This window comes from Gordonia terrae, from assembly GCF_051789125.1.
Lineage (GTDB): Bacteria > Actinomycetota > Actinomycetes > Mycobacteriales > Mycobacteriaceae > Gordonia > Gordonia terrae_A.
In genome coordinates, this window is record NZ_CP196526.1 from 4,935,795 (window position 1) to 4,952,380 (window position 16,586).

At 66.5% G+C, this 16,586-nt stretch carries 15 protein-coding genes; 5 read left to right on the forward strand and 10 right to left on the reverse strand.

The annotated features are described in order from the left end of the window. Positions 1-46 precede the first annotated feature (46 nt). Positions 47-2,677, reverse strand: a complete 2,631-nt coding sequence (locus ACSUZC_RS22475; protein WP_439030653.1) for a LuxR C-terminal-related transcriptional regulator — start codon at positions 2,675-2,677, stop codon at positions 47-49. Between the two features lie 125 nt (positions 2,678-2,802). Between ACSUZC_RS22475 and ACSUZC_RS22480 the strand changes: the two genes are divergently transcribed. Continuing rightward, positions 2,803-3,615, forward strand: a complete 813-nt coding sequence (locus ACSUZC_RS22480) for a lipase family alpha/beta hydrolase (protein WP_439030654.1) — start codon at positions 2,803-2,805, stop codon at positions 3,613-3,615. 2 nt (positions 3,616-3,617) lie between these two features. Here ACSUZC_RS22480 and ACSUZC_RS22485 read toward each other — a convergent pair whose 3' ends face one another. The 5 genes from ACSUZC_RS22485 to ACSUZC_RS22505 form a co-directional block, all read right to left on the reverse strand. Then, positions 3,618-3,827, reverse strand: coding sequence for a hypothetical protein (locus ACSUZC_RS22485; protein WP_439030655.1), 210 nt, complete (start codon positions 3,825-3,827; stop codon positions 3,618-3,620). Positions 3,828-3,876: 49 nt separating this feature from the next. Then, entirely contained in the window at positions 3,877-4,281 is a 405-nt protein-coding gene (locus tag ACSUZC_RS22490; RefSeq protein ID WP_439030656.1) for a hypothetical protein, read from the reverse strand. 151 nt (positions 4,282-4,432) lie between these two features. After that, the gene (locus ACSUZC_RS22495; RefSeq protein ID WP_439030657.1) at positions 4,433-5,197 is read right to left on the reverse strand and encodes an alpha/beta fold hydrolase; all 765 of its coding nucleotides are present in this window, start codon (positions 5,195-5,197) and stop codon (positions 4,433-4,435) included. 130 nt (positions 5,198-5,327) lie between these two features. After that, entirely contained in the window at positions 5,328-6,050 is a 723-nt protein-coding gene (locus ACSUZC_RS22500; protein WP_439030658.1) for an aspartate/glutamate racemase family protein, read from the reverse strand. A 16-nt stretch (positions 6,051-6,066) separates the two neighbouring features. Then, on the reverse strand, positions 6,067-7,620 hold the full coding sequence (locus tag ACSUZC_RS22505) for an NCS1 family nucleobase:cation symporter-1 (RefSeq protein WP_439030659.1): 1,554 nt from the start codon (positions 7,618-7,620) through the stop codon (positions 6,067-6,069). A 248-nt stretch (positions 7,621-7,868) separates the two neighbouring features. On the opposite strand from ACSUZC_RS22505, the gene allB reads away from it, so the two are divergent. Beyond that, positions 7,869-9,242, forward strand: coding sequence for an allantoinase AllB (gene allB / locus ACSUZC_RS22510; RefSeq protein ID WP_439030660.1), 1,374 nt, complete (start codon positions 7,869-7,871; stop codon positions 9,240-9,242). Here the strand turns inward: allB and ACSUZC_RS22515 are convergent. Beyond that, a complete protein-coding gene (locus ACSUZC_RS22515) occupies positions 9,185-10,177 on the reverse strand; it encodes an SDR family NAD(P)-dependent oxidoreductase (protein WP_439030661.1) in 993 nt (330 codons plus the stop codon). The two genes, allB and ACSUZC_RS22515, sit on opposite strands and share 58 nt — an antisense overlap. 140 nt (positions 10,178-10,317) lie before the next feature. Between ACSUZC_RS22515 and ACSUZC_RS22520 the strand changes: the two genes are divergently transcribed. Both ACSUZC_RS22520 and ACSUZC_RS22525 read left to right on the forward strand, forming a co-directional pair. Continuing rightward, positions 10,318-11,919, forward strand: a complete 1,602-nt coding sequence (locus tag ACSUZC_RS22520; protein ID WP_439030662.1) for a phytoene desaturase family protein — start codon at positions 10,318-10,320, stop codon at positions 11,917-11,919. A 74-nt stretch (positions 11,920-11,993) separates the two neighbouring features. After that, positions 11,994-12,428, forward strand: coding sequence for an SRPBCC family protein (locus tag ACSUZC_RS22525; protein WP_439030663.1), 435 nt, complete (start codon positions 11,994-11,996; stop codon positions 12,426-12,428). Positions 12,429-12,495: 67 nt separating this feature from the next. Here the strand turns inward: ACSUZC_RS22525 and ACSUZC_RS22530 are convergent, their stop codons facing one another. From ACSUZC_RS22530 to ACSUZC_RS22540, 3 genes are all read right to left on the reverse strand, one after another. Beyond that, positions 12,496-13,620, reverse strand: coding sequence for a hypothetical protein (locus ACSUZC_RS22530; RefSeq protein ID WP_439030664.1), 1,125 nt, complete (start codon positions 13,618-13,620; stop codon positions 12,496-12,498). Positions 13,621-13,640: 20 nt separating this feature from the next. Then, the gene (locus ACSUZC_RS22535; protein WP_439030665.1) at positions 13,641-13,811 is read right to left on the reverse strand and encodes a hypothetical protein; all 171 of its coding nucleotides are present in this window, start codon (positions 13,809-13,811) and stop codon (positions 13,641-13,643) included. A 126-nt stretch (positions 13,812-13,937) separates the two neighbouring features. Continuing rightward, complete coding sequence (locus ACSUZC_RS22540) at positions 13,938-14,981, reverse strand: NAD(P)-dependent alcohol dehydrogenase (RefSeq protein ID WP_439030666.1); 1,044 nt, start codon at positions 14,979-14,981, stop codon at positions 13,938-13,940. A 195-nt stretch (positions 14,982-15,176) separates the two neighbouring features. Here ACSUZC_RS22540 and ACSUZC_RS22545 point away from each other — a divergent pair, with 195 nt between their 5' ends. Then, entirely contained in the window at positions 15,177-16,553 is a 1,377-nt protein-coding gene (locus ACSUZC_RS22545) for an ABC1 kinase family protein (protein WP_439030667.1), read from the forward strand. Positions 16,554-16,586 lie beyond the last annotated feature (33 nt).

Below are 16,586 nucleotides of genomic sequence, written 5' to 3' on the forward strand. Positions count from 1 at the left end.
GGTCTCGATCCGAGGTCCCGAGTGTTCCGCGGAACACTCCGGAACTTCACGTCCGTACTGGCGGCAACGCCCTCTCTGACGACTCCGCACGTTCATCTGGATGAAGCAACAGACCGATCAACGCATCGCGACCGCTGACACCCGTGCTTCGGCTTGCCCGGAAGAGGTGGCCTTCGACGGTTCGGACCGACGTGGTCAACCGGTCTGCGATTTCGCGGTTGGTCATTCCTTGACCAGCCAGTGCGATGACTTCACGTTGACGAGCGGTCAGGGGAACCGACAGCTGGTTCATGCGTAACGCGGGGGTGTCGGCGCCGGTTCTGGCCGCAAGCTGTCGCGAGAACGCTGTCGCCGTCATCGCGGAACCGCGTAGTCCGCCGCTGCGACATACGACGGCAGCCTGTGCCGCTGCATCACCGGCAGCCACCAGATCACCGAAGGACTCGTACATTTTCGCCGCCGCCATGAGCCCGTCACCATCGGCAGCTCGTAACGCGACGACGTGGGCCGCAGCCGCTCCCACGCGCGGGCCTTCCACCCTCGACGCGAGTGCTACCAACCGGTCCGCATAGGTGGTGTCGCCGAATTGGGCTGCGGTCTGAAGGCACATCACCTCCCGCGCCGGTGCCGGGAGGTCCCGCGCGGCACGCGCACCGTCAAGGGAGATGTCGATGGCCTCGCTCACCAGCCCGCCCGCTGCACGGGTCCAGGCGGCCGCGGTGACCACATAGGTCAACGACTCTCGCGCCGGATCGTCGGCCGGCACGCGCGAGAGGGCCGCCTGCGCATTCGCGGCATCTCCCGTCATGGCCAGCGCGGTTGCCATTGCGAAATCGACGCACGATCGGAGTAGCTGATTGTCGACGAGGGCACTCGCCTCTGCGAGAAGGCGGCGGGCGAGCGGGAGTTCACCGCTGGACAGGGCCAGCAGGCCGGAGAAGGTCGCACGATACGCCCGCGCGAGCGGATGGTCCATCGGCTCGCCCTCGAATCGCGTCGCCAGACCAGTCGCTTCTCCGATCAGACCCGCGAACAGAAGCGTCATCGCATGACAGGCGGTGAAGGAGAAACGAGCGCTCGCGGTTATCGGCGAAGTCCGGGCGAGAAGGTGACCGCGCTGCGCGTGGTCACGGACCAGCGAGATTCGACCGAGCTCGCCGCACGCGGTCACGAGCCCGAACCTTCCGACGAACTCGGCGGCCGGTGGCAGCTCGCCCGTTCCCGACAGACCGGCAACAGCGACCTGCGCTGCGGATTCGAAATCGTTCTCCAGCGACAGGACGGCGGCCAGCAGACATTCATAGATTTTCGTCAGCCCACAGTCTTCTGCGGCCATCTGCCAGTCGCGGATCTGGCCGGCCTCTGCGCGATTGTTCTGGCGGAGAAAGATCCCGACACGGATGAGGCCGAACACAACGCGCTCGACCTCTGTGGTTGCACCCGCGAGGAGTTCGTGATTGATCGCGAGGGCGGGTTCGAGGTGTTCACCGTTGGCCAGTGCATTCATCAGAACGGTCTGGGCGGGAACACCTCCGCCGTTGTGGATGGCACAACGAGCAAGACGCTCCCCGGTCACCGGGTCCATCTGGCGGATCGCCGCGTTCGCCGCATCCACGAGCACATCCGGATCGGGTGTCGTATCCGACTCCACCGTCAAGACCGCGCGGCGGACGAGTTCGACATCGTTGAGCGGGCGTCCGTCCGTCGGCGTCGGTAGTGCCGCGATCACCGCGCTTCGGAGCCTGCGCAATCGAAGCGCGGGTGCACGGTGCCTGCGCACTTCGCCATACATGGGATGCGCCAGCCGCACAACGGGATGGACCGCGTCCGTGTCGACCGTGATGAGGTCGGCGGCCTCGGCCTGCTCGACCGCCGCGTGACCGACGACGGCCCGCACGGTCTCCAGTTGGAGGGGCTCGGCGACCGCCAGGACATCGACAACGGAGACAACGTGGTCCGGTTGTCGGCCTACGCCGGCATCGACCAGTTCGAACAGCGTCTGCGACACCATCGGAGCGCGGTCCCATATCCAGACCGAGAACCGACGGAACAGATGACCGGCCGCCAACTCGTCGGATACTAGTTGGCGCAGGTACAACACATTGCCGCGCGTGTAATGCCACAAGCGATCGGCGCTCTCGGATTCGATCACGCCGTTCAGGACATTTTCGAGCAGATCGACTGTTTCCAACCGTGACAGCGGCTGCAACTCCAGACGCGCCAGGCCGTTGCTCTTCCAGAGGGTGCGGATCGTATCCGGAGCTTGCTTGCCGGTGCGGACGGTGAGGACGACGGATGCCGTGCCGTGCAGGACCATCTGATGAACGACCAGCGCCGACTGGTCATCAAGAAGGTGCGCGTCGTCGATCAGGACGAGCGGTGGGTCGTCACTTCCACCCGCGACCGCGTCCAGGACCCTGCCGATACGTGCGAGGGGGTCCTCGCCGGAACCTGTGGTGTACTCCGCGAATACCCCGAGCGGCACTGAGCGGGCAGACTCGGTGGCCGCCAGATACCGGCATCGCCGACCGGTCCGACGCGCCGCATCCAGGATCTCGTGCGCGAGTCGACTCTTACCCACACCCGCGGCGCCAGAGATGACGATGCCACCGCCGAGGACACCGGCCGATGCCGCCGCGAGCTCTTCAGCCCGTCCGGTCAGCGGCCAACAATTCATGGATAGAGCTTAGATACATCGGATTCACAATGGAATCGAAAATGCGACGGATCTGAATAGCTTGCCTCACTAATCATAAAACGCAGCACATCAGCAAACCGAGCACGACGACGTAAAATCAGCAAATGCAGAACCTCGACATTGTTGGCCTCATTCGTTCGGTGTGCAGGCATCTCGTCCCCCCGGTTCACGCGTTTGCGGACCTGAGATCTATTGGAATCGTGCTTCTTTCGAGCTCAGCCCTCGTCACGATCGGAATCCCCGCCGCTGTGCCGATATTCGTGAACGCCGAACCTCAACCGGGACGGAATCCGGTGGTGCTGGTGCACGGTTGGACTGCGTCACGATTGCTACCACCCCGAGATCACGACTTCGAGCCTCTTCGAGCTGCTCTGCAGTCGGACGGTCACTCGGTCTACGCAGTCGAGTTGCCGGGAGACGTCAACTCCGTCAACGCCCGAGTGATCGCGCAGACAGTCGCTGCCGCCCAGACCGACTCGGACGGAAGACAGGTCGATCTCGTCGCGCACAGCATGGGCGGTCTGTCTGCGCGCCACTACATCAAGTACCTCGGCGGAACCTCGCGGATCGGCAACTATGTCTCGATGGGCACCGGTCAGTACGGTTGGCTCCCGACCTGCGTTCTGCCCGCACGTCTCGGTGGGGAGATGTGTCCCAACAGCACGTTCCTGGCGAGGCTCAATCATGGTGACGACACTCCCGGGATGGTCAGGTACACAACGCTTCGGACGGTGGCCGACGACGAGTTGGTCCCTGGAGGACGGGACAGGGCGCTCGACGGTGGAGCCTGTGTCGTCGACCGCATCGAAGGCGGTCCGCACATCGACGAACCGAAGAACCCGACGATGATCGCTCTGGTTCGCGAGGCGCTCGATGGCGCATGCCCTGGCGCATTCGTAAATCTACCGGCAGTGTGACCTCAGAGTTCTCGCCGACGGAGGACCATGCCGAGTTTGGCCTCGGCGATTTCGAACATTCCGGGCAAAGCCGTCGAATCCACCCCCAGGATGTCGGCGATGACCGAGTCGCTGATCCCGGCCATCCGCAACCGAAGTGCCTCGGAGTACGGCAGTGGCAGCCGATCCAGAGCACACCGGACGGCGTCTTCGTCGAAGTCGTTGCCGGCCACCGTCAACCACCACTGCCTGTCAGTATCCCGAGAAATCCCCGGATCATCCTCAGAACGCGAGACAGGAGCTGCCGAGGTCGAGGCCCTGTCCGACAGCGACATTCTTCGCTACCGACACCGCGCCCGACGGAGCCTCGAGCGCCCTGAGCAGATGCGCTCCGGTACTGGCCGGCTTCCACTTCAATGTCGCGACCCCACCTGAGACAGGTTGCGCGCCTCCCCCGATGGTCATGCCGTTGTCGGTGAAGTACACGTAGCTTCCTGGTTTGGCCGGCACCGTGAGGGTGTAGGTGCACCCGGCGCCGTAGCGGCCGGCGAACCCCGGACTGACGTCGATCTGTCCAATCGCGTGAGCCGGGGCCACGATCAGTGAGGACACGGCGAGTGTCCCCAACGCCGCAGCTGTGGCGCCCGCGATGCGTCGGGTGCGGAGTGATGAGCGATTCGATGTCATGGTGACCCTTTCGGAGTGATGGAAAGGATGCGTGTGCACCCGTCGATCACTCTGCCGCGGTACAGCATCGCGAGCGGAAGTAGTCGACTACTCCACTACGTTCGGCAGCTGAAAAAGGTCACCACTTCGAGTTCCTGTTGCGTATACGCGCTCAGTCCCCACACAGGAACTGCACGATCACCGCGTTCACCGCCTGCGACGCCTCGATCGGGATGAGATGTGTCCCGGGGATCACCGCCAGGCGAGCGCCGGCGATGGCGGCGGCGACGTCACGGCTGTGCTCCAGGGTCACCTCGTCCTGGTCGCCCTGCATGACCAGCGTCGGTGCGGTGATCGCTGCCAGATCACCGAGATCGATCTCGGGTTCGGAGTTGATCATCGCCATCGTCTTGTCGAAGACGACCGGGAAATGATCTGCCCCGTCCGGCGATTCGGATGCGTACTCCGCGGCGAAGAAACCCATCAGCTCGTCGTCGGCGGTGTCGAGCGCATCGAGAATACCCCCGACGGCACGCCCCGAACTGTTGTAGTACTGACCTATCAGCACCAGGTGACGGACCAGATCGGGTCGGCGAAGCGCGACCAGCACACCCACCACCGCTCCATCACTCCACCCGACGATCTCGGCAGGGCCGCCGACGACCTCGTCGAGATAGGCGATCGTCTCCTCGGCCATGTCGGCATAGTGGAACTCGTCCATCACGTCTGGGCTGTGACCATGGCCGTGCCGCTCCGGACAGAACACCTTCCAGCCCGCCTCGACGAGGGCAGGAACCTGCCCGCCCCATGACGACGCACCGGAGAAGGCGCCGTGCAGCAGGACGGCGGGTTGCCCGTCTCCCTGGATCTCATGCCAGACACGGGTATTCGGCTCCGGATGGCTGATGGTCGTGTATTCACGGATCGGAGAGGTCACCCGGCCAGAGTAGTGATCGACACCGCGTGGCGGGGCATCGTGGGAAATTACACTGCGACGCACCCCTCGCCGACCGGCTCGTGGGCCTGGCCGGACGGGACCCGCGGTGGACGCGCGGGAACTCGGGCGGTCAACCCCGGAACGGCCAGCCGGTGATCTTCTTCTCCCGCGGCGGGGCGTAGGTCCGCACCTTCGACGTCGAGAGACCCATCCGGACAAGACCTTCGGCGATGGTCACCGCAGCCCGCACGCCGTCGACGATCGGAACCCCGGTCGCTTCGCGGACCTGCTCCTCGAGCTCCGCCATACCGCCGCAACCGAGGCAGATCACCTCGGCGTGATCGTCGGACACGGCGCGCGTCGACTGTTCGACGATCGCCTCGACCGCTCGCTGCGGGTCCGACTCCAGTTCCAGCACACCGAGTCCCGACGCCCGGACCGATGCGCAGCGTTGATCGAGGCCGGCGAGCTTGAGCCGGTCCTCGATGAGCGGGACGGTCCGGTCCAGCGTCGTCACCACCGAGAACTTGTGACCCAGGTACATCGCCGTCGACGCAGCGGCCTCGGTGATGTCGACGACGGGGACCTCGAGGAGTTCCTGCAATCCCTCACGGCCGTGCTCGCCGTACCCTGCCTGGATCACCGCGTCGTACGGCTCGGGGTAGGCGAGGATCGCGTCCATCACGGCGATGGCCGCGAGGTAGGACTCGAAATTCCCCTCGCACGAGTCGGCGCCGAATCGCGGGGTGATGCCGATGATCTCGGTGCCCGGCGAGGCCACCGACCGAGCCGACTCGGCGATGGCGTCGGTCATCGACTCGGTGGTGTTCACGTTGGCGACGAGGATGCGCATCAGATCTTCTCCCTGATCAGTGTGTGCTGGCGACGGAGATCGGCTCGCCCGACACCTCGGCGAACGGCCCGCGGCGGTCGGCGACCACCAGGTAGACCACCGCGCCGAGACCGGCGCCGATGAACCAGGAGAACTCCGAGATCACTTCGAAGGCCGGGACGAAGGCCATCACCAGAGCGATGGCGGCAGTCGGGACCAGGGCGGCGACCGCCCGCATGTTCACCCCGCCGCGGTAATGATAGGCGGCGTCGGGGGCCTCGCTGAACAGCGCTGGTACATCGATCCGTGCGCGACGGACGAGCCAGTAGTCGGCCATCACGATGCCGAACAGCGGTCCGAGGAGCGCACCGAGCCCGCCCAGGAAGTAGTTGATCACCGCGGGAGAGTTGTAGAGGTTCCACGGCAGGATGACCAGACCGATGATCGCGGTGACGAGCGCTGCGCGCCGGAAGTCGAGATGGCGCGGGAAGAGGTTCGACAGTGCATAGATCGGCGCGACGAAGTTGGCCATGAGGTTCACCGCGACGGTGAGAATCAGCAGTGCCAGGCAGGCCAGCACCAACAGGAAGGTGTTGGGCACGGTCTGGACGATGTCCGCCGGCGATTCGATGACCGTGCCGTTGATCCGGAACTGCGCACCGGCGAGGACGATCACGATGCCACCGAAGAGCAGCATGTTGAGCGGGATGCCCCAGAAGTTGCCGCCCACGATGGCCTTTCGCGATTCCGCGTTGCGCGTGAAGTCGCAGAAATTGAGGACGAAGGTGCCGTAGATCGCGACCCACAGGCTGGCGCCACCGATGATCTGCAGCCACATGTCCACGCCGGTCAGGGAATCAGGCGTCGACCACGCGATGGTCCAGTCGGCGTTGCTGAGCATCCAGACCGCCAACGCGACCATCGTGATCAGGATGACCGGACCGGCGAAGGCCTCGTAGCGTCGGATCATCTCCATGCCGTAGCTGACGATGATCACCTGGATCACCCACAGGGACACGAAGGCGATCCAGCCCAGGGTCGAGAGTCCGAGGAAGCGGTTGGTGTCCAGATCTGCCGCCCCGGGGAACAACGCCACCAGCATGATCCGCAGGACGACGGAGGCGAGGTAGGTCTGGATGCCGAACCACGCGATCGCCACTCCGCCACGGATGAGGGCTGGGATCTGCGCGCCGCGGATACCGAACGAGATGCGACTCATGACCGGGAACGGCACACCGGTCTTCTCTCCCATGAACCCGGACAGGTTCAGCAGCAGGAAGAGGAAGACCCCGCCGAGGACCAGTGCCGTCAGGATCTGCCAACCGCCGAGCCCGAGCGCGAACAGGCCGATAGCGAAGGCATAATTGCCCAGGCTGTGGACGTCGTTGGCCCACAGCGTGAAGATGTTGTAACTGCTCCAGCGCCGCCCGACGCGGCTGGTCGGCGCCAGGTCGGCGTTGTACAACCGGGGGCTCAACCCGTCCGGGACGGTCCCGGTGACACCATGCGCGCTCTCGTCGGCCGGGAACCCGCCCGGGGACTGCGTCGGCGATGCATCGTCGCGGGAAATCGTGGGCGGTTCAGTGCTCATCTCTGCACTTTCGGTCGGACGGTCGGCGATGACCGCGCTCCTACACTTGCGGACGTTCCGTGATGTGGAATCAGATTTCCGCGTTCGTGACAGTTAGCCCCATGCTCAGGGTCGTTGTCAATAGCATGACCCTGGGCTACTCGCGAGTTACGTTCCGAAATGACAGAGCAAGATTCCATGATGAGGAATAGTCTGAGCTAGTCTCTGGATCGACCCAGGACACGGCGACCATCAAGGAGTCCCGCCCCATGACCTCAGAATCCGGTGACCACGCCCCTGTCTCCGACACCCCGTTCGACCTGGTCGTGCGCGGCGAACAGACACTGACGACGGCGGGCATCGTCGCGCGCGAGATCGGCATCCGCGACGGCCGGGTGGTCGCCATCGAACCGCTCGGCAGCGGTCTGGCGGGCGCCGAGGTCATCGAACTCGCCGACGACCAGGTGATGATCCCCGGTTTGGTGGACACCCACGTGCACGTCAACGAGCCCGGTCGCACCGAGTGGGAGGGCTTCGACTCGGCCACCCGCGCGGCGGCAGCCGGCGGCGTCACCACGCTCATCGACATGCCGCTCAATTCGATCCCACCCACTGTGAACGTCGACGCCCTGGCCGAGAAGCGTGCTGCCGCACAGGGCAAGACGCACATCGACGTCGGCTTCTGGGGCGGCGCGATTCCCGGCAACGAGGACGACCTGCGCGGCCTGCACGATGCGGGAGTGTTCGGCTTCAAGTGCTTTCTGCTGCACTCGGGGGTGGACGAGTTCCCGCACCTCACGGCCGACGAGATGGAAGCCGACATGGCCAAGCTCGCCGAGTTCGACTCGCTGATGATCGTCCACGCGGAGGATTCTCGGGCCATCGACAAGGCTCCCTCCCCCGAAGGCGATGAGTATCAACGGTTCCTCGCGTCGCGGCCGCGTGGCGCCGAGAACCTGGCGATCGCCGAGGTGATCGAGCGCGCGCGCTGGACCGGGGTCCGCGCCCATGTGCTCCACCTGTCGTCGTCGGACGCGCTGCCGATGCTGGCCAGCGCGAAGCGCGACGGTGTGAAGATCACCGTCGAGACCTGCCCGCACTACCTCACCCTGCTGGCCGAGGAGGTGCCCAACGGTGCGACGGCCTTCAAGTGCTGCCCGCCCATCCGCGAGGCCGGCAACCGTGAATTGCTGTGGGAGGGACTGCTGGCCGGCACCATCGACTGCATCGTCTCCGACCACTCGCCGTCGACCGTCGACCTCAAGGATCCCGAGAACGGCGACTTCGGCGTCGCGTGGGGCGGTGTCGCCTCACTGCAGCTGGGACTGTCGCTCATCTGGTCGGAGGCCAAGAAGCGCGGCATCGACCTGCCGCAGGTCATCGAATGGATGGCGTCGAAGCCTGCGGACCTCGCCGGCCTGCCGAACAAGGGCCGCATCGCCCTCGGTTGCGACGCCGACTTCGCCATCTTCGAGCCGGAGTCCGCACAGATCGTCGACGTCAACCGGCTCCACCACAAGAACCCGGTGAGCCCGTACGACGGCCGGGCGCTCGCCGGAGTGGTCAAGGGGACCTGGGTCCGCGGTCAGCGCGTGGACTTCGAGACCGCCCGGGGCCGCATGCTCCGACGCGGCGACGTCTGAGGCCCCGCGCCGCCGAGAATGCGGCGGAACACCGGACGCGTCATGACGGCCACCGGCCGTTGTACTGCGCCGGCCAGCACGCGTGTTCCCAGATCGATTGCGCGCGCGTCGATCCCGACAGGAATTCGCTGATGCCCGGCAAGGACTCCGTGCAGGATGGCGGCGGCAGCGGCGGGCGGTCGCGTACCGGGCATCCGGTGGGTGAAGCCCTTCGTCACGAAGTCGCGTACGCGAGGGTCGACATAGCGTGCGCGGTAAGCGATCTCGGTGTGGACTGCGCCCGGGAAGACGATGTGCAGCGTGACGCCCGACGCCTCGGCCCGCAGTTGCTGCTGCACGGTCTCCGAGTAGCCCCGGGTGGCGAACTTCGACGCCGAATACGCGGATTGGGATGGCGATCCGAGTAGCCCGAATGCACTCGACGTGTTGACGATGTGTCCGCTACCGGCCGACTGCAGATGCGGGAGGAACGCCGACGTCCCGTTGACGACGCCACCGAGGTTCACGGCCATGATCCGACGCGCGTAGTCGTCGTCCTCCTCGAGGACGCCGGCGACCATGGTGATGCCTGCGTTGTTGAACACGATGGCGGGCGGTCCCGCCGCGTCGACGATCTCGTCGGCATGAGCACGCATGGCGTCGGCGTCGGAGACATCGAGTTCGGTGAACGTCACCCGGCCGCCGTCCGCACGACACATCCGGGCGGTCTCGCGCCCGGCGGCCACGTCGTCGTCGCCCACGAACACCTCGATTCCCGCGCCGGTCAGGTGTCGGGCGAGCGCACGGCCCATGCCCGCACCCGCGCCGGTGATCACGACCGGTCGGCCGGCGCACAGCCGTCGGAGCCGGTGATCGCTGACCTGCGGATGCCACAGGACCTCGGGACGCCACGACAGGTCGGGACACCGCTCGAGGAACGCTCGCCAGTTCGTCACCCTCGAGGAACTACCCCCTCGCCGGGCCGCTACACATCCCTCCTTCCCCGACACCGGGCGTTTACCGAGACCGTGCGTTTACCGAGGCCTGGCGCGGGTACCCCGCGCACCGAACGTGACCACACGAGAGGAGGCGGCAGTTGAGCGCATCGGACGCCGTTGTCATCGGAGCCGGCCACAACGGTCTCATCGCCGCGATCCGACTCGCCGATGCCGGCTGGGACGTCACGCTGCTGGAGGCGCAACCGGAGGTCGGTGGCGCGGTCCGCAGCGCGGAGCTGACGCCCGGTTACGTCTCCGACCTGTTCAGCGCCTTCTACCCGCTGGCAGTGGCTTCGCCGGTGTTCGCCGACCTCGACCTCGCCGCGCACGGTCTGCGCTGGAGCCGGGCGCCGCTGGCGTTCGGACACCCCGCCGGGCCCGACGACGACGACGCGCCGGTGGTGTTTCCCGACGCGGCCGACACCGCCGCGCACCTCGGCACCTTCGACAAACACGACGAACGCGCCTGGCTCGACCTGGTCGAACAGTGGCACCAACTGCGTCCCGCGATTCTCAACACCCTGTTCGGGCCGTTTCCGCCGGTCGGCACGCTACTCAAGCTGCTGCACTCGATCGGCACCGCCGACGCCCTGCGCCTCGCACGGTTCCTGCTCCTGCCCGCCGACCAGATGGTCCGTGAGTTGTTCCACAGCGAGAAGTCCGGCCTGCTCATCCTCGGCAATGCACTGCACGCCGACATCCCGCTCCACGCTCCCGGTAGTGGCCTCATGGGGTACCTGCTCACGATGCTCGGCCAGGACACCGGCTACCCGGTCCCCGTCGGCGGCGCGGGCGAGCTGTCGGCGGCACTGCGGCGACGCGCCGAGAGTGTCGGGGTGAGCGTCGTGTGCGACACCGAGGTGGTGTCGATCGACGTCCAGGGCGGGCGCGCCGTCGGCGTACTCGACAGCACCGGCCGCCGCTGGCCCGCCACGCGCGCCGTACTGGCCGACGTCTCGGCACCGGCGCTCTACACCCGGCTGCTCTCCCCCGACGATGTACCCACTCGCGTCCTCGACGACCTGCGACTGTTCACCTGGGACACCCCGGTCGTCAAGATCAACTACGCGTTCGGTGAGGCAATCCCCTGGCGCAGTTCGAATCTCGCCGGGGCCGGCACCATCCATCTGAGCGCCGACGCACGCAACATCGCGTACTCGACAGCCGACATCGAGACCGGACGGGTCCCCGAACATCCCTTCCTGCTGTTCGGCCAGATGTCCACGTCCGACGCGAGCAGGTCACCCGCCGGCACCGAAAGTGCCTGGTCGTACAGTCATCTACCGCGGGGCATCACCGACGACGAGGCGGCCCGGTTGCTGGCTCGCCGGATGGACGCGGTGTTGGAAGCGCACGCCCCCGGCGTGTCCGACCTCATCGTCGGCCGTAGCGTCCAGACGCCGCAGGACCTGCAGGCCTCCGACGCCAATCTCGAACACGGCACGGTCAACGGCGGCACCGCGCAACTGTTCCAGCAGTTGGTCTTTCGGCCGACGCCGAACCTCGGCGGAGCCTCGACGCCGATCGACCGCCTGTATCTCGCGGGATCGGGCGCACATCCCGGCGGCGGGGTGCACGGCGCCTGCGGCAACAACGCCGCGCGGGCCGCACTGGGGTCGGACGGCGTCCGCGGCCTTCCGCGAAGACTGTTGAGCCGCAACATCGTGCAGCGTATGACGAAAACCCGGAACACACGCTGAACGAGACACACTGAACGAGACGCACTGAACCCCACCCACCGAACCGAACACACCCCGAACGGAGACACGAAAGAATGAATCGAGTCCAACGCCACACGAGCGCGACCCCGGCCCAGGTGTGGTCGGTGCTGTCCAATGGCTGGCTGTACGCCTCCTGGGTGGTCGGCGCCTCCCGCATCCGCGATGTCGACCACAACTGGCCGCAGGCCGGCTCGAAGATCCATCACTCCGTCGGCGTGTGGCCGGCGCTGCTCGACGACGAGACCGAATCGGTGGAATCCAAGGCGGGATTGCTCGTGCTGTCCGCTGCCGGATGGCCTTTCGGCCGCGCACGCATCCGTATGACCATCGAGAAAGACGGTGACGGTTCGCTGATCGGAATGGAGGAGTTCGTGGAGACCGCTCCGCTCAAGTGGATCCCGCCGATGATCCAGGAGACCGCGATGTCGCCGCGCCTCAACGAATGTCTGAGGCGCCTGTCTATGCTGGCCGAGAACCACGCCTCCTGACGATTGCGCGGCAGCCGGGCCGGGTTGGCGATTCGCTCAACGCCGGCCCGCGATCTATCACGTCGTCTCAGTCTGTTTCGTCGTCTCGCTCGCGGCGTGCCGCCTCTGAAGCCTGACGGCGCAGGCGTTCCCGGTACCCGTAGGTGGCGCGCAAGACGTCGTCGTAGCTGTCCGCACTGGAGCCCAGCGCCCCCGCGAATATGCCCATCGAGGTGGCCAGCCACGCGAGATACACGTAATTGCGAAGCCCCACCGGGTATCCCAGCTGTGAGGCGAGGAAGTTCTCTTCGATGACGATCAGGGCCGCGATCAGGGTCGCGGCGAACAGACCGGCATAGAGCACGAGTGCGCCGAAAGCCACGGTGCACACCGTCGCCATGTTGTAGAGCCGGGCCCTCGGCTTCGAGGTGACCGCCGAACGCTCCCACAACCGGTTGTTGGTGATCAGCCACACCGAGGCGAGCACCATCGACAACAGGGTGATCGCACCCAGCCGCCAGGAGCTCAGGGCGTTGGCCATCGACCAGATCGTGGAGAAGAAGATGCCGAACGAGGCGGCCGCCGCAGCCGCGGCCGTCATACCGGTCAGGGTGGGGATGAGCCGCCACGGGCGGTTGCCGCGGACCATCCCGGCCATCAACCGCGCACGATGCCGATAACCCTCGGCCAGAACGTATTCGGTGTCACCGTCCCGAACCACGCTCAGTCCGCGCCGGTCCTCGAGTTCATGCATGGACCCGGCGTCGAGCATCGCGCGTACGACGGTCTCGATCAGGGTTCGCAACGCACGCCGCGGGGCGGGACCCAGGGCGGGCAACGCGAGTACCGCCGCGCGGCGTTCGCGATCGACCTCGGCGAGGATCACCCGGTTCCGCGTGGAATCGGGCGCGCCGCCGGCGTCGCGCGCCTGGTAGAGACGCGGCATCTCGGTGACGAAGACGATCACCTCGCCCGCGGTGTCGTCGGTGCCCCAGACGGTTTCGAGGTCACCGCGGGGCGTCATCTGCAGTGTGGTGTCACGCGTCACGGTGAAACCCAGGTATTCGAGCCCTGATTCGCGAGCGATCTGCTCGATCTTGCTCTCGCCGTGCGCGATCAGGGTCTCGGGCAAACCGTGCTCGGCCACGACCCGAAGGCCGCCCGCGTGCCCGCCGCTGCCTGTTCTCTCGCCGTCTCGTCCTTCGGTGAGCATGGCTCGAACACTAGCGCGGCTCAGTCCGGCGGCTCGGGTACACCGGCGTCCGACGAGTCCGGGTCTTCCTGCTCGGTGACATTCGGCTCGGGGGTATCCGGCTCGTCGACGGTGCGCTCCTCGAGTTCGTCCACCTTCCGCCGCGCGTCGTCGGGTGTTGCGCTCGGCGTTCCGGTCTCACTCGGTTCCATCGGGAGTTTCTCCGACATCGGGTATCACGACCATTCCTGTTCGACTACGGACCGTCGCCGGGTTCCCGTGCACGACTACCGTCAAACGTCAGGACTCCGCTTCGATGTGCTGAAGGAGTGGACCCGTCACAGCGTCGAGGTGTCGATCACGAAGCGGTAGCGCACATCCGAGGCGACCACGCGGTCGTAGGCCTCGTTGATCTGATCCGCCGAGATCACCTCGATCTCCGCGCCGATGCCGTGCTCGGCGCAGAAATCGAGCATCTCCTGGGTCTGCGCGATGCCGCCGATCATCGAGCCCGCGAAGCTGCGACGCTTGCCGATCAGCGCACCGGCCGGGACCTCGATCGGATGCTCCGGCAAGCCCAGTTCGACGAGCGTCCCGTCGAGTGCCAGCATCCCGAGATACTTCTCCATCGGGAGGTTCGCCGACACGGTGTTGAGGATCAGGTCGAAGGAGTTGCGGAGTTCCCGGAAGGTCTGCGGATCGCTGGTCGCATGATAGTGATCAGCGCCGAGCCGCAGGCCGTCCTCCATCTTCTTCAGCGACTGCGACAGCACCGTCACCTCCGCGCCAAGAGCGTGCGCGATCTTGACCCCGACGTGTCCGAGACCGCCGAAGCCCACGATGGCCACCTTCTTGCCGGGCCCGGCGCCCCAGTGCCGCAACGGGGAGTACAGCGTGATGCCGGCACAGAGCAGGGGTGCCGCCTCGGCCAGTCCGATGCCCTCGGGGATCCGGCACACATAGTTCTCGTCGACGACGATCGCCGTGCTGTACCCGCCGTGGGTGGGCTGGCCGTCGCGGCCGATCGCGTTGTAGGTGCCGATGCCGCCGCGCTCGCAGTACTGCTCCTCGCCGAGGCGGCACGGTTCACACTCCCGGCACGAGTCGACGAGGCAGCCGACTCCCACCCGGTCGCCGACGGCATACCGGGTGACCGAGTCACCGACGGCGGCGACGGTTCCGGCGATCTCGTGGCCGGGCACGACCGGGAACCGGGTGCCTCCCCACTCGTCGCGGGCGGTGTGGATGTCGGAGTGACAGATCCCCGCGTACGCGATGTCGATCGACACGTCGTGGGGACCCAGATCGCGCCGGTCGATGGTCGTCGGTTCCAGCGGGCGGTCGGCTGCGGGCGCGATGTAGGCGTTGACGGGCGTGGGCATGGGACCTCCTGCGGTCGGGTGTCGGGCTGCTGCGCATCGCACAGGTCTCGTCACACGGGTCTCGTGGACGGATGCGGACTGGCGCATGTGTGCGGTACCGCCAGTCTGCCCGCCCACCCGCGCCGACGCCATAACGGCACGTGGGAGGTCTGCACCCACTGGATCCTCGGCCGCCGATCGTTACAATGACCGACGGTGACGATCAACAGCTCAGTCGACGACGGTCAACGTACGCAGCTGCATCCGGTGTCCCGGGTCGCCGAGATCACGCGATTCGGGACGACGACCGTGCACGCGGCGGCGGGCGTGGGCCGATTCGTCCTCCACACGGCAGGCGACGCGGTGCGCGGTCGCGCACCCAGCGCTGCGCGCGTCGCGCACGAGATCCGCACGACGTTCGAGCACCTCGGCCCGACCTACGTGAAGCTCGGGCAGCTCATCGCGTCGAGTCCCGGGGTGTTCTCCGAGGCGATGTCCGCCGAATTCGAATCGTTGCTGGACCGCGTCAAACCCGCCGACCCGGCGCTCATGCGCCAGCAGTTCATCAACGAACTCGGTCGCCCGCCGGAGGATGTTTTCGCCTCCTTCGACCCTGTTCCCATCGCTTCGGCATCGATCGCGCAGGTGCACACCGCGACACTGCACACCGGCGACGAGGTCGTGGTGAAGATCCAGCGTCCGGGTATCGCCGACCGGCTCGCCCCCGACGTCGCCATCCTCGAACGCCTCGCCGGGCTCGTGGAGGTCTCCGAGTACGGCCGGATGCTCAGCGCGCGACACGTCGTCGAGGACTTCGCCGCCGGACTCGACGCCGAACTGGATTTCCGCATCGAAGCCGACACAATGCGCGAATGGTTCGACTGCCTGCAACCGGGCCCGTTCGGTGACCGGGTGCGCGTCCCGCAGGTCTATGACGAGTTCACGACGCAGCGGGTGCTGACGATGGAGCGCATCCACGCCACGCGCATCGACGATGCCGCCGCCGTCCGCGCAGCCGGGCACGACGGCGTCGCGCTGTGCCGCAATCTGCTCCTGTCACTGCTGGACTCGGCATTCCACGGCGGCCTGTTCCACGGAGATCTCCACGCGGGCAACGTGCTCGTCGACGACGCGGGCAAGCTCGTGCTGCTCGACTTCGGCATCGTCGGACGGTTCACGCCGCGCACGCGTCGCATCCTCCGACAGCTCGTCGTCGATCTCGTCGTGCGGGGCGACCACGAGTCCGCCGGCCGGGCCATCTTCTTGTTGGGAGCCGTGCACAAGCCGGGTTCCACGACCCAGGGCGCCCAGGACATCAAGAAGGTGACCACGCCGCTGTCCACCACCGATCTCGGTTCGATGTCCTACACCGACCTGGGACGTCAGCTCGCGGCCGTCGCGCGGGCCCACGATGCGAGGCTGCCCCGCGAACTCGTCCTCGTCGGCAAGCAACTCCTCTACGTCGAGAAGTACATGAAGCTGCTGGCGCCTCGCTGGAAGGCCATGTCCGACAAAGAGATCTACGGGTACATGGCGGGCATCCTGAAAGAAGCCGAGCGCGACCGGCGAGCCGACCGCGCACGACTCGGCTGATCGTCCGCGTCCGATCCCGGCATGTCGGACCCC

Bases quoted from the DNA above. Each gene is read 5' to 3' on its own strand.
- ACSUZC_RS22475 (WP_439030653.1), bottom strand. From the start codon at position 2,677: ATGAATTGTTGGCCGCTGACCGGACGGGCTGAAGAGCTCGCGGCGGCA.
- ACSUZC_RS22480 (WP_439030654.1), top strand. From the start codon at position 2,803: ATGCAGAACCTCGACATTGTTGGCCTCATTCGTTCGGTGTGCAGGCAT.
- ACSUZC_RS22490 (WP_439030656.1), bottom strand. From the start codon at position 4,281: ATGACATCGAATCGCTCATCACTCCGCACCCGACGCATCGCGGGCGCC.
- ACSUZC_RS22500 (WP_439030658.1), bottom strand. From the start codon at position 6,050: ATGCGCATCCTCGTCGCCAACGTGAACACCACCGAGTCGATGACCGAC.
- ACSUZC_RS22505 (WP_439030659.1), bottom strand. From the start codon at position 7,620: ATGAGCACTGAACCGCCCACGATTTCCCGCGACGATGCATCGCCGACG.
- allB (WP_439030660.1), top strand. From the start codon at position 7,869: ATGACCTCAGAATCCGGTGACCACGCCCCTGTCTCCGACACCCCGTTC.
- ACSUZC_RS22525 (WP_439030663.1), top strand. From the start codon at position 11,994: ATGAATCGAGTCCAACGCCACACGAGCGCGACCCCGGCCCAGGTGTGG.
- ACSUZC_RS22530 (WP_439030664.1), bottom strand. From the start codon at position 13,620: ATGCTCACCGAAGGACGAGACGGCGAGAGAACAGGCAGCGGCGGGCAC.
- ACSUZC_RS22535 (WP_439030665.1), bottom strand. From the start codon at position 13,811: ATGGAACCGAGTGAGACCGGAACGCCGAGCGCAACACCCGACGACGCG.
- ACSUZC_RS22540 (WP_439030666.1), bottom strand. From the start codon at position 14,981: ATGCCCACGCCCGTCAACGCCTACATCGCGCCCGCAGCCGACCGCCCG.